Annotated in this window: 1 protein-coding gene; it reads left to right on the forward strand. The window is 36.9% G+C overall.

Features of this window, described 5'->3' with window-relative positions; genetic code table 11:
* Positions 1–127 precede the first annotated feature (127 nt).
* The coding region (locus ACMZ6U_RS10770; protein ID WP_416108387.1) for an ROK family protein at positions 128–512 on the forward strand (385 nt) is incomplete at its 3' end.

Here is a 512-nt window from a genome sequence, read left to right on the forward strand (position 1 = left end):
TAAGTATGGAATCTGGGACAATAATGAATTAATGGAGACGAGTTCTTTTGAAACACCATCTACCTGGGCTAAGATGAAAGTAAAATTAAAAGAAGTTATCACAATGTTTTAAGAGAAATACCAAGTCTTGGGAGTTGGCATAAGTGCGCCGGGAGCTGTTGATAGTGAGAAGGGTGTTATTGGAGGTATTAGTGCAATCGACTATATTCATCATTTTCCAATCTTAGATGAGTTAAGAACGCTTTTTGAATTACCTGTCAGTATTGAGAGTGATGCGAACTGTGCTGCCCTTGCTGAAGTCCATTATGGCGCTGCTAAAGATGTTAAGAATTGTTATTTTCTTGTTATTGGAACTGGAATTGGAAGAGCTTTAATCATTAATAAGGAATTGATAAAAGGAAAGCACCTTTTTGGTGGGGAAGTTGGTTATATGCTGTTCGATGATGAGCAAACTCTGAGTTTATTAGGTAGTCCTGTTCAGTTAACGGATACTTATCAAGGACAAACTAATA

The sequence above is a fragment of the Streptococcus pluranimalium genome, from assembly GCF_047785745.1.
Lineage (GTDB): Bacteria > Bacillota > Bacilli > Lactobacillales > Streptococcaceae > Streptococcus > Streptococcus pluranimalium_B.